General features: G+C 70.4%; 13 protein-coding genes and 2 pseudogenes (1 of these 15 cut by a window edge). 8 read left to right on the top strand and 7 right to left on the bottom strand.

Annotation, left to right across the window (positions count from 1 at the left end):
• The 5 genes and pseudogenes from QZV94_RS16180 to QZV94_RS16160 all read left to right on the top strand — a co-directional run.
• Positions 1–271: pseudogene (locus QZV94_RS16180) on the top strand (bifunctional 4-hydroxy-2-oxoglutarate aldolase/2-dehydro-3-deoxy-phosphogluconate aldolase); the annotation flags it as partial.
• A 76-nt stretch (positions 272–347) separates the two neighbouring features.
• Positions 348–509, top strand: a complete 162-nt coding sequence (locus QZV94_RS16175) for a hypothetical protein (protein WP_293678996.1) — start codon at positions 348–350, stop codon at positions 507–509.
• 59 nt (positions 510–568) lie between these two features.
• Complete coding sequence (locus QZV94_RS16170) at positions 569–1006, top strand: hypothetical protein (RefSeq protein WP_293678994.1); 438 nt, start codon at positions 569–571, stop codon at positions 1004–1006.
• A 94-nt stretch (positions 1007–1100) separates the two neighbouring features.
• Positions 1101–3740: a phosphoenolpyruvate carboxylase gene (gene ppc / locus QZV94_RS16165; RefSeq protein WP_293678992.1), complete on the top strand. Its 2640-nt coding sequence runs from the start codon at positions 1101–1103 to the stop codon at positions 3738–3740.
• Positions 3741–3781: 41 nt separating this feature from the next.
• Positions 3782–4363 carry a hypothetical protein gene (locus QZV94_RS16160; RefSeq protein ID WP_293678990.1) on the top strand — a complete coding sequence of 194 codons (582 nt, stop codon included), beginning with the start codon at positions 3782–3784 and terminating at the stop codon, positions 4361–4363.
• Here the strand turns inward: QZV94_RS16160 and QZV94_RS16155 are convergent.
• A complete protein-coding gene (locus QZV94_RS16155; protein WP_293678988.1) occupies positions 4360–5289 on the bottom strand; it encodes an aldo/keto reductase in 930 nt (309 codons plus the stop codon). The two genes, QZV94_RS16160 and QZV94_RS16155, sit on opposite strands and share 4 nt — an antisense overlap.
• Before the next feature lie 68 nt (positions 5290–5357).
• Between QZV94_RS16155 and QZV94_RS16150 the strand changes: the two genes are divergently transcribed.
• Entirely contained in the window at positions 5358–6167 is an 810-nt protein-coding gene (locus QZV94_RS16150) for an enoyl-CoA hydratase/isomerase family protein (RefSeq protein WP_293678986.1), read from the top strand.
• On the opposite strand, the gene QZV94_RS16145 is transcribed toward QZV94_RS16150, so the two are convergent.
• The 6 genes from QZV94_RS16145 to QZV94_RS16120 form a co-directional block, all read right to left on the bottom strand.
• Entirely contained in the window at positions 6154–6534 is a 381-nt protein-coding gene (locus QZV94_RS16145; RefSeq protein WP_293678984.1) for a hypothetical protein, read from the bottom strand. The two genes, QZV94_RS16150 and QZV94_RS16145, sit on opposite strands and share 14 nt — an antisense overlap.
• Positions 6535–6550: 16 nt before the next feature.
• On the bottom strand, positions 6551–7489 hold the full coding sequence (locus tag QZV94_RS16140; protein ID WP_293678982.1) for an MBL fold metallo-hydrolase: 939 nt from the start codon (positions 7487–7489) through the stop codon (positions 6551–6553).
• A gap of 53 nt (positions 7490–7542) precedes the next feature.
• Positions 7543–8220: a hypothetical protein gene (locus tag QZV94_RS16135; protein WP_293678980.1), complete on the bottom strand. Its 678-nt coding sequence runs from the start codon at positions 8218–8220 to the stop codon at positions 7543–7545.
• Positions 8221–8583: 363 nt separating this feature from the next.
• Complete coding sequence (locus QZV94_RS16130) at positions 8584–8949, bottom strand: VOC family protein (RefSeq protein WP_293678978.1); 366 nt, start codon at positions 8947–8949, stop codon at positions 8584–8586.
• A gap of 60 nt (positions 8950–9009) precedes the next feature.
• Positions 9010–9777 carry an SDR family NAD(P)-dependent oxidoreductase gene (locus QZV94_RS16125; protein WP_293678976.1) on the bottom strand — a complete coding sequence of 256 codons (768 nt, stop codon included), beginning with the start codon at positions 9775–9777 and terminating at the stop codon, positions 9010–9012.
• Positions 9778–9779: 2 nt separating this feature from the next.
• Positions 9780–10592: an enoyl-CoA hydratase-related protein gene (locus QZV94_RS16120; RefSeq protein WP_293678974.1), complete on the bottom strand. Its 813-nt coding sequence runs from the start codon at positions 10590–10592 to the stop codon at positions 9780–9782.
• 172 nt (positions 10593–10764) lie between these two features.
• On the opposite strand from QZV94_RS16120, the gene QZV94_RS16115 reads away from it, so the two are divergent.
• Positions 10765–10980 carry an alpha/beta fold hydrolase gene (locus tag QZV94_RS16115; protein ID WP_293678972.1) on the top strand — a complete coding sequence of 72 codons (216 nt, stop codon included), beginning with the start codon at positions 10765–10767 and terminating at the stop codon, positions 10978–10980.
• A 253-nt stretch (positions 10981–11233) separates the two neighbouring features.
• Positions 11234–11274, top strand: a pseudogene (locus QZV94_RS16110) (alpha/beta fold hydrolase); it runs 754 nt beyond the window's last position.

The following is an 11274-nucleotide window of genomic DNA, read 5'->3' as shown; positions in this document are numbered from 1 at the left end:
GATCGTCAAGGTCTTCCCCGGGGGCTCGGTCGGCGGCCCGGAGTTCGTGAAGAACATCCTGGGCCCCATGCCCTGGACCAAGATCATGCCCACCGGCGGCGTCGAGGCGACGGAGGCCTCGCTGACGGCCTGGTTCGGCGCCGGCATCGTCGCCTGCGGGATCGGCTCCAACCTGATCGCCAAGGCGCTGCTCGACGCCCAGGACTACGCCGGCATCGAGAGGCGCGTGGCCGAGACGGTGGCGCTGATCCGCAAGATCAAGGGCGCTTAGCCGCCTCGGCGGGAACGCTAGAGCTTGGCGCACGCTTTAGCGGGGCATCGCGGCTTGGCCGCTGAAGGAAGCCCGCATGTCCATTCTCATCTTCGCCGTGATCGTCCTGATCGTCGCCGCCCTGATCGCCTGGGCCGTGCAGAAGCTCCCGCTGCCGTCGCCCTTCGGCACGATCATCCAGGCTCTGATCCTGATCATCGCCGCCGTTGTGATCGCCCAGCGCGCTGGCCTGTTCTAAGGGCGTATCTGGACCCGGCGCGCTGAGCCACTAGGCTGGGCGTGAACCGGAGAGTCCCAATGCGCGTTCGCCTGCTCATCGCTGCGACCCTGGCCCTGGGGGCCGGGGCGGCCATGGCCCAGGTGATGAACCATGACCTGCCGGTGCAGAAGATCATGGCCGCCGAGACCAATCCGGGCGCGTTGGCGTTCTGGGCCGGTGGCAACGATCCGCCCGAGGACGAGAGCAAGGCCGAGGCGAACGCCCGCTGGGACGAGGCCGTGAAGGGGGCGCAACTCCTGCAGACGTCGGGCGAGGCGCTGAAGGCGCACTCGCGCGGCGTTGCCTGGAACGCGTTCTCCGACCTGATGATCGCCACCGGCAAGGAGGGCGAGGCAGCGGCCAAGGCGCGGGACGCCGAGAAGGCCTTCGAGGTCGGCGGCCGCGTCTATGACAGCTGCAACGGCTGCCATAAGACCTACATCCCGCCGCCGCCGCGCCAGCCGCCGACGCCTTGACGACACGGCTGCGTCGAGGCCTGCGCGGTGTGATCCTGGCTGACGCGCCTTCGGCATCCGCTATGCTGGCGCCGGGTGCGGGAGGAGTTGCTCGATGATGGACATGAAGGTCACGCCGCCCGGCGCCGGCGAGGCCGTCCACTACCTCGAGGGACTGCTGGCCGACGTCATCCGCTACCTGGACGGCGAGGAGGCCGCGGCCCTGGTGCGGCGCGCCCAGGCGGTCGCTCAGGAGGACGACGAAGAGGCGCTGGAGGCGCTGTTCCACGGCCTGCGGACCGACCAGGCGGTCTACCTGGCCCGCGCCTTCACCTGCGCCTCGATGCTGCTGAATCTCGGTGAGGATGTCGCGGGTCGGCGACGGGCCGCGGAAGCCTCGCGCGGCGACCTGCCCGCCACGTTGGCCGAGGCGGCCGAGCGGGTGGGCGCCAAGGCCGCCGACCGGATCGTGCCGCGGATGACGGTGGCCCCGGTGTTCACTGCGCACCCGACCGAGGTGCGCCGCCGCGCCGTGGTGGAGCGGGAGGCGGAGATCTCCCGGCTGATGGCGCGCCGAGCCGAGCCCGACCTGACGCCGGCCGAAGCCAAGCGGGTCACCGACGACCTGTTTCGCGCCATGTGCCTGCTTTGGAAGACGCGCATGCATCGCCCGGAGCGGATCACGCCGGCCGACGAAATCCGCAACACGCTCGCCATGGTGCGCGAGTCGATCCTGCCGGCTCTTTCGGACATCTATGACGGCTGGAGCGAGCGGTTCGAGACCGCCACGCCGCTCACCCTCGGGTCCTGGCTGGGCGGAGACCGCGACGGGCATCCCGGCGTCACGGGCGAGACCCTGAAGCTGGCGCTGCGCTCCCAGGCCCGGCTGATCCTCAACCACTACTCCGACGAGGTGCGGCGGCTGTGGTTCGACATGGCGGCGAGCGGGGAACTGACCACCGCCAGCTCCGGCGTCCTGGCCCTGGGCGCGGCTACGCCAAACGCCGCCGCCCAGCGCGAGGACGAGCCGTACCGCAAGGCGCTGCAGGAGATCTGGGACCGCCTGGCGGCTACCGCCGACGTGATCGCCGGCGGAAACTGGGGCGGCACAACGCCATACACCCACGCCGCGGAGTTCGTGGCCGACCTGGAAACCGTGCGCCAGTCGATCCGCCAGCACCTGGGCGAACGGGTGGTCGGGGCGCGCCTGCGCACCCTGATCGCCGTGGCGCGGGCCTGCGGTTTCCACCTGCTGGCGCTGGACCTGCGCCAGAACGCCGACGTCCACGAGCGGATGATCCACGAACTCTACGTCCGGGCCGGTGTTAATATCGACTACCTGGGTTCCGACGAGGCCGAGCGCGTTCGGGTGCTGTCCAAGGAACTCAGCCACGACCGGCCGCTGCGCTCCCCCTTCCTGGACTACAGCGAGGAGACAGCGCGTGAGCTGGGCGCGCTGGACGCGGCCGCCGAGGTCGTGCGCCTCTACGGCGAGAAGGCGCTGTCCAGCTACATCATTTCCAAGACAGCGAGCCTGTCCGATATCCTGGAGCCGCTGGTGCTCCTGAAGCAGGCGGGGCTGGTGCAGGGCGGCGACAATGGCCGAAGCGCCCTGCGCATCACCCCGCTCCTGGAGACCATCGGCGACCTGGAGCATGGCCCCGACCTGCTGCGCCAATGGCTCGCCCTACCGCTGCCGCCGGCGCTGTTCGGCGAGGTCCAGTGGCGCGAGGTGATGCTGGGCTACTCGGATTCCAACAAGGACGGTGGTTACGTCGCCTCCCGGCACAACGTCGCCAAGGCCGCCGCCGCGCTGTCGGCCCAGGCGCGCGAGCAGGACGTGGACCTCTGGTATTTCCACGGCCGCGGGGGCTCGGTGGGCCGGGGCGGCGGGCCGGCGGCCCAGGCGATCCTGGCGCAGCCGCCGGGCACGGTGAAGGGTCGCATCCGGCTGACCGAGCAGGGCGAGATGATCGCGAGGCGGTTCGGCGAGCGGGCCACCGCCGCGGGCAACCTCGAGAGCTTGGCCGCGGCCACGCTGATGGCCAGCGTGCGGAACGACGAGCCGGTCTGCGTCGACGGGTGCGCCAGCATGCTGGAGACCCTGTCGGCGGCCTCCTTCGCTGCCTACCGCGAGCTGGTCTACGACACCGCGGGCTTCGAGGACTTCTTCTGGGCTGCCACGCCGATCGCCGAGATCGTCACGCTGAACATCGGCAGCCGCCCGGCCTCGCGCACCGCCAGCCGCCGCATCGAGGACCTGCGGGCGATCCCCTGGGTGTTCTCATGGTCGCAGGCCCGCATCATGCTGCCCGCCTGGTACGGATTCGCCGGCGGCGCGGCCAGGGCGGGGCTTGCCGCCGACGATCTGAAAACCCTCCTCGACGATCAGGTGTTCGCCGCCATGCTGTCGAACATGGAGGTGGCCTTGGCGCAGTCCGACATGGCGATCGCCGCCAAGTACGCCGCGCTCGGCCAGACACCGGCCAGCCGGGCGATCTTCGAGCGCGTGCGGGCCGAGCACGCGCAGGCCTGCGAGCTGGTGCTGGCGATCCGCGGCGGCGCGGCCCTGCTCGACAACCATCCCCAGATGGCCGAATCCGTGGCGCTCGCGGCCGAGGTGGTGGACCCGCTGAACCACCTGCAGGTCGAACTCCTGGCGCGGCGTAGGGCTGGCGACGACGACCCTCAGCTCAAGCTGGCGATCCAGCTGACCGTGGCGGGCGTGGCCTCGGGTCTGCGGAACACCGGCTGAATCGCCATATCCCTGCCCTGTTGGTGGGCGAACGGAACCCAATGCGCGCACTCGTCCTCACAGCCCTGCTCGTCCTCCCGGCCGCCGTGGCCCATGCCGACCCGGTCGAGGAGGCGCGGTCTGCGACGGGCGCGTGCTTCGCCGCGATCCTCGACGGGGCGCCGGTGGAGACCATCCAGGGCGAGGACGTCGCCATCTACCGCAAGCCCGGCGAGCGCACATGTACGGTGTCGGTCTGGGCGGGGGAGCCGGTGGTGATCCGCGAGGCCGTGCTGGTGGCCGTCAAGCGACGGGCCGAAGCCTTCAGCCCGGCTCGCACGGCGTGGGATCCCGGCCAATTTGCCTCGCGCGAGGTGTTCTGCAACCTGCCCAGCCGCCGTGCGGTGATCGCACTCATCGACACCCACAAGCCCGGCGGCGGTGACATCGTCACGGTGACCGTCGCCGACATCGGCAAGCGCGACGACCGTTGCGACCGCGACTTGGGCCTGCAGAAGGCGACCACTGAAGGGGCCGCGGCGCCCCCGCCATCTGAGATCATCGAACTGGCGCCACGCACCGCAAAGCCGAAGAAGAAGCGGGACTGGATCCCCAGCTTCCCCAAGATCGGCAAGGAATCCTAGGCCGCGGCGACGGCGTCCAGGATCCGCCGCCGCATGGACGCATCGGGCAGTGCGCCCGAGCCAGCGCCCAGGTTGTCCAGCACGTGGCGCGGATTGCGGGTGCCCGGGATGGCGCAGGTGACCGCCGGGTCAGCCAGCACGTACTTCAACAGCACCTGCGCCCAACTCGCCGCGCCGATCTCCGCCGCCCAGGGCGGCAGCGGCTGGCGGCGCAGGCGGGCGAAGAGGTCGCCACCGGCGAACGGGCGGTTGATCAGCACCGCCATGCCGCGCTCGCGGGCCAGCGGAAGGATGCGCGCTTCCGCCTCCCGCTCCGCCGCCGAGGCGTTGATCTGGATGAAGTCCAGCCTGTGGCGGCGCATGGCCGCCTCCAGGGCGTCGTAGCCGCTCTCGGTGTAGTGGGTGGCGCCGACGTAGCGGATGCGACCCTCGGCCTTCCAGGCCGCGAGCGTCGGCATGTGCGCCTCGAGGTCGAGCAGGTTGTGCACCTGCATCAGGTCGATCACCGGCGCCTGGAGGAGCCGGCGCGAGTCCTCCATCTGGCGGACGCCCGCCTCGCGGCCCCGGGTCCACACCTTGGTGGCCAGGAAGAGTTGTGGGCGCAGCTGCAGGTCCGCGGCCAGCGCGCCGATCGCCGCTTCGGCCCGTCCATACATCGGTGAGGAGTCCACCACCTTGCCGCCGCCATCGGCGAACGCCTGCAGGGCCTCCCGAGCCAGGGTCCAGTCGCCGCCGCCGGAGGTGATGTCGAAGGCTTGCCAGGTGCCCAATCCCACGACGGGGATCTGTTCGCCGGAACTGGGGATCGGGCGTGTCAGCATGGGGCCCTTCGCCGGGGTTGGAAGTTGCGCGGCCGCAGGCTGGCGCGAACAACCCGTCAGGGCCACCGCGCCGGCTGCAACGATCTCGCGTCGGTTCAAGCGCATGGGCACTATCCGCCTGGGTGCGCGCCGTTCCAAGATGCGCGCCGACCAGCGTGCGGGAGGCGACGGCCGTGGGCAAGCTCTTCAACCATGAATGGCGGCTCATCAAGGTGTCGCGGTCCGGCGACATCGTGGAGGTGGCGCTGGCGCGCCCCGAGGCCCGGAATGCCTTGAACGGCGAGCTGATGGAGGAACTGACCGAGGCCGCGCGGCTGCTGCGCCTGCGCACCGACGTCCGCGCCGTGATCCTCGCCGGCAACGACAGCTACTTCTCGGCCGGCGCCGATCTCTCGGCCACCCAGGCGCGGGTGGAGCAGCCCAGCGTGCTGGAGAGCCGCCGCGCGGTGATGTCGGGCCCGGACATGTGCCGGGCCTGGGAGGAGATCGAGGCGGTCACCATCGCCGCCATCGAGGGCTACTGCATCGGCGGCGGCGCGGCCCTGGTGGTGGCCTGCGACTTCCGGGTGATGGGGGAGGGCGCCTACCTGCGGCTGCCGGAGGTTCCTTTGGGGATCAACATGAGCTGGCGTTCGATTCCGCGCATCGCCGCCTTGGTGGGGCCGTCGCGCGCCAAGCAGTTCGTGATGTTCGGCGAGGCCGTGGACGCCGAACGCTCCCTGGCCTGGGGGTTCGCCGACGAGGTGACGGGCAGGGGCGAGGCGCTGACGGGCGCGCGCCGCTGGGCCGCCAAGGTCGCCGCTCTGCCGCCGCTGCCGATCCGGATGACCAAGGAGGCGGTCAACGCCGTCACCGCCGCGACCGCCCAGGCCTCGATCTACATGGACCGCGACCAGTATCTGCTGGCCGCCCGCAGCGACGACTTCCGCGAAGGCGTCGCCGCGTTTCGCGAGAAGCGGCCGGGGAAGTTCACCGGGAAGTAGGCCCCGCCGCGCGCCAGCCCAGGACGCAGAGGCCCAGCATGATCACGTTGCCGACGGCGTCCAGCATGCCCACCAGGGTGAAGACCGGCTCCACGAAGTAGAACCAGTAGTCGAATACGAAGAACGGCAGGAGACCGATGCCGTAGGCGAGGAACGTCGTGCGGGTGAAGCGCGAGAAGGCCGCAAACAGGCCGGCGATCATCGCCTGGGCCCCGAAGGCGCCTAGCGCGATCATCGCCACGGGATGGTCGGTGCGGTAGGCTGGCTGGATGGTCAGCGCCATGACGCTCGAGGGCGAGACCAGGCACCAGCCGCCCAGCAGGAAGAAGACGCTGGCGAGCAGCCACTGGATGCGTTGGACGGTCATCGGCGAACCGGCCGGCTCAGTTGTGCTTCACCGGCGCCCCGCCCGGCTGCCCGGTCAGCTCGTTGTAGAGCGTCTCGGTGAAGAGGTCGGCGGTGATGAAGCCGCCTGCGTTGGCTTGCCAGGGCGCCAGCACCTTGGCGGCTTTCAGCGCCTCAAGGCTTTTGCCCGACTTGATGCCGGCCTGAACGGCCGCCCGCGTAGCCTTGAGCATGGCGATGTACTTGCGCACGTCCGCCGGCGCCGAGACCGGCCCGTGGCCGGGGATGATCTTCACGTCGGCGGGTACATGGGCCAGCATCGCCTCGAGACCGGCGATGATCCCGGCGCTGGTTCCGCCGCCCGGGATGTCGATGAACGGGAAGCCGTAGGTGACGAACACGTCGCCGGTATGCACCACGTTGGCGCGCGGGAAGTAGACGATCGCGTCGCCGTCGGTGTGGCCGTGCGGGGCGTGGATCGCCCGGATGGTCTCGCCGTTGAGGTGCAGGGTGAGGTCGTGGCCGAAGGTCACGATGGGCAGGGCGGCGGGCGGCTGGGCCTCCGACGTCTGCTTCATCGAGCCGCCGTTGCCCATGATCCCGCCCGCGGCAAGGCGCTTGCGGACGTTGTCCTGCGCCACGATGGTCGCGCCGGCGCCGCCGAAGGCGGCGTTCCCGCCGGCGTGGTCGTAGTGGTAGTGGGTGTTGATCACGAACCGCACCGGCTGGTCGCTGATCCCCTTGAGCGCCGCCCGGATCTTGTCGGCCAGGGGCAGGAACTGGTCGTCGACGATGACGATCCCGTCCGGGCCTACGACAGCGGCGATGTTCCCGCCGGCGCCGGTCAGCATGTAGACGTTGCCGGCGACCTTGGCGGCCTTGACCTCGACCTTGCTGAAATCCTGCGCTTGAGCCAGCGCCTGAGGCGCCCCGATGGCCAGGGCCAACACGGCGCCCAGCGCCCATTTCGTTGTCATTACGATCCCCCGAGTCACCGCGATCCAGGACCCTAGCACCGTCGCCGGCGCTGTCACGGCGCCGTGGCCGCAGGGCCCTTGGCGTTGCGCTGGTCCGCAGTCCGGCCGCCCGCCAGGATGTTGCTGAGCGCATAGTTCCCCTCGTGGCAGGCGTATTCGAGGATCGGGGCGGTGGTAGCGTGCAACGGCATCTCTCCGCGCCAGGCCTGCGTGTAGGTCGCCGGGTCCTCGACCACATAAGCGTAGAGGATCTCGCCGGCGCTGGTGCGGGTGAACCGCTCGGTGATCTTTGCCTCGGGGGAGAGGCGGATCCACTCCATCGCGTTCCAGCGCCAGCCGTCGCGCGGGCTGAGGTTGATGGTCTCCACGACCAGGGTGTCGCCGTCCCACCGGCCGATCGCCTCGCCCATCCACGGCCGCAGCGCCGCGGGCGCGCGTGCCGCGCCGATGCGGATGATCCGAGCCTCGTGGTTCTGCTCGCCGAACAGGACGACGCTGTCGCGGGTCTGCACGATCATGATGAGGTCGCGGTTGATAATCGGAGGCGCGACCCCGCCGCCGCCGCCCAGGAGGCAGCGCTCGTCGAATGGCCGGCCCTCGGGGTGGTCATAGACCTCCTCGTCCTTCAGCGCCTGCTCGGCGGCGGCGCGGCCGGCCGCGGTGTAGGGCAGCCGACCGTCGGCGGGGTCGACGATCCACGATGAGCGGATCTCGCCGCGGACGCGGGCCAAGCCGCGGGGCGTGTCGAAGCGGTCGTCGTCGGTGACCTTGTCCTCTTCCGGCGCGGGCGCGTTGGGACGACGGGGCCGATGACCTTGGCGTGCCGGGCGTAGCGCTTGGCCTCGTAGGCCGCGGCCTCGTAAGGGGTCGCCACCAGGGCCGCGAAGGCCTTAGGCCGCTGCAGGACCGTCATGGAGTCGCTGTTCCACGTCCCCTGCAGGTCCGGAGCGCCGAAAGCTGTACGCGGGGCCTTATAGGGCTGCGCGGCGGCGGCGGAGCCCGCCAGCAGCAGGGCCGCGAACAACAGCCCGCCGAAGATCCTCCCCCGCATGCGCACCCTCCCGCCGGCCGGGATCATAGGGCGCCGCGACGCCTCAGCCCATCTTGAAGACGCAGAGCTTGTTGCCGTCCGGATCGCGGAAGTAGGCGCCGTAGAAACCGGGCATCCGCTCACCAGGGGCGCCTTCGTCGCTAGCGCCGGCGGCCAGCGCCTCGGCGTGGACCTTGTCCACGACGTCCCGCGACGGCGCGGTCAGAGCGAACATGGTGCCGTTGCCGCCTGTGGCGGCCTCGCCGTCGTATGGCTTGCAGACCATGATCATCGGGCCACCCTCGGCGACGTAGCCCTGCATACGCTCCCCGCCCATGCCGCGCTTGCCGCCCAACCCGGCCAGCACCTTGTCGTAGAAGGCGGTCGCCCTGTCGAAATCGTTGGTCCCGATCGTCACATAGCCGAGCATTCGGCCCTCCCTGGATCAGTTGGCGCTCAGCCTAGCACACGGCAATGTTCCCGCAACGTTCTAGGCGTTCCTGGCCATCAGGCCACCGTCCACCGGAATGGTGACGCCCGTGATGTATGTCGAGGCGGGCAGGCAGAGGCTGAGCGTCACGTGCGCCACCTCCTCCGGGCGGCCGTAGCGGCGCATGGCCGTGCGCCGCTTGGCGAAGGTCTGCTTATCGGCGTCGGCGATTCCGGCGGTCATGCCGGTCATGATCGGGCCAGGACAGATGCAGTTGACCGTGATGCCCTCAGGCCCGAGTTCGACGGCCAGGGCGCGGGTCAAGCCCGTGACACCGGCCTTGGCGGCCGAGTAGGGGCTGTCGCGGCTGGTGGCGCCCAGGGCCTCGGTGGAGGCGATGTTGACGATCCGCCCGGCAGTGGACTTGCGCAGGTGCGGCAGGGCGGCGCGGATGATCCGTTGGTGCGAGGTCAGCAGCACCGAGATGGAGCGGTCCCAGACGGCGTCGTAGTCGGCGGAGTCGATCGGCGAGAAGGCCGAGATCCCGGCGTTATTGATCACGCTGTCCAGGCCGCCGAACTTCTCGACGATCTCGCCGATGACGCGGCGGATCGACTCCGGGTCGGAGACGTCGAGGGCCCAGGCGTGCGCCGAGAGCCCCTTGGCCTTCAGCGCGTCCGCGACCGGCTGGGCGGTCTCCAGCGTGAGGTCGGTGACGGCCACGTTCGCGCCATCGGCGGCGAACACCTCGGCCGTGGCCTTGCCCATGCCGCTGCCCGCGCCGGTGACGAGGGCCGTGAGCCCCTTGACGGTTCTGCCTTCGCTCATCTTCAGCGCCCCTGGAAGACGGGTTCGCGCTTCTCCATGAAGCTGGCGACACCCTCCTTGTGGTCCTCTGTCTGCATCAGCAGCCGGATCTTCTCGATCGCCCAGGCCCCGATCTCGCGCGGGTCGCCGTAGGCGTACTTCGAGAGGCCGGCCTTCAGGTGGCGCACGGCCAACGGCGGGTTGGCGGCGATCTTGCCGGCCATCACCTTGGCGGTGGCGAGCAACTGGTCGTGCGGCGTGACCTGGGTCACGAGGCCGATGCGCAGCGCTTCGGCCGCGTCGATGATGTCGCCGGTGAACAGCAACTCCGCGGCCTTCGCGGGGCCGACCACGGCGGGCAGGCGGTAGAAACCGCCCACGTCGCAGACCAGGCCGCGCTTGACGAACAGCTCGCCGAACTTGGCCTTCTCCGAGGCGATGCGGATGTCGGCGAACAGCGCCAGCTCCATGCCCCAGCCCACGGCCGCGCCGTTGACGGCGGCGATCAGCGGCTTGTCGAGGTCCAGCGCCGCGATGGCCGCCGGGGTCACGGTGAAGGTCACCGGCATGGGCTGGCGAGAGACCGGTTTCGGCCCGGCCATGATCTCGCCGACGTCGTCGCCCGAGCAGAAAGACGGGTCGGCGCCGGTGATGATCACGCAGCGGACGTCCGGATCGGCGGCGGCCAGCCGCAGGCTCTGCTCCAGCTCGTCATAGGCCGGGAAGTTCAGCGCGTTGCGCCGGTGGGGCCGGTTGAGGGTGATGGTGGCGACGTGATCCTCGAGCGTGACGATCGTGTGCTCGAACCCGGTGCTTTTCTCGATCAGCGAGACCATGGGCGCGCTCCTCCTAATTGGAGTGACTGTTCGCGCGGCGGCGGGGGAGGTCAACGGTGACGCCCCGTTAGGCGGCCCTGCCGCGCACGCCGCAGGGCCTGCCGCGAGGTTAGTCTTGCCAGTTCGACAGCTGCGGACGAAGCATGCCCCGACCACGCTTCGGGAGATGCGCATGCCGGAATTCCGCACGATCGATGCGGGTGACGCCAAGATCCGTGTGGCGGTGGAAGGCCAGGGGCCGCTGGTGCTCATGGTCCACGGCTTCCCGGAGAGCTGGTACTCGTGGCGCCACCAGATGGGCCCGATCGCGCGGTCGGGGTTCACGGCGGCGGCCATGGACGTCCGCGGATACGGCGGGGCGGACAAGGCGAAGGAAGGGGGGGGCTAGGAGATGGAGGGGATGACCGACGACGTGGGGGGGGGGGGCAAGGGGGGGGAGGCGGAGGGGGGGGTCGGGGTGGGTGACGGGAGAGTGGGTGGGGGACGGGCGGACGCAAGACGGCCGGCGCCGGGGCGCGCCGCCGCCCCGGCGTTGCGGCTCGCGGGGGCTGACGTAGCTGTGTCCGGCGCAGCCGCAGGCCGGCTCGTAGAGGTGGGGACAGAGGAAGTCGTCCACCACGCGCTGACCGCTACCGCCGCAGCTGCCGACGGGCCGGAGGCAGACCTGGTCGGCCGCGCACAT

It is taken from the genome of uncultured Phenylobacterium sp., assembly GCF_902826855.1.
Taxonomy (GTDB): Bacteria; Pseudomonadota; Alphaproteobacteria; order Caulobacterales; family Caulobacteraceae; genus Phenylobacterium.
The sequence above is the reverse complement of the archived record's forward strand: the minus strand, read 5'-3'. Positions and strand labels throughout refer to the sequence as shown.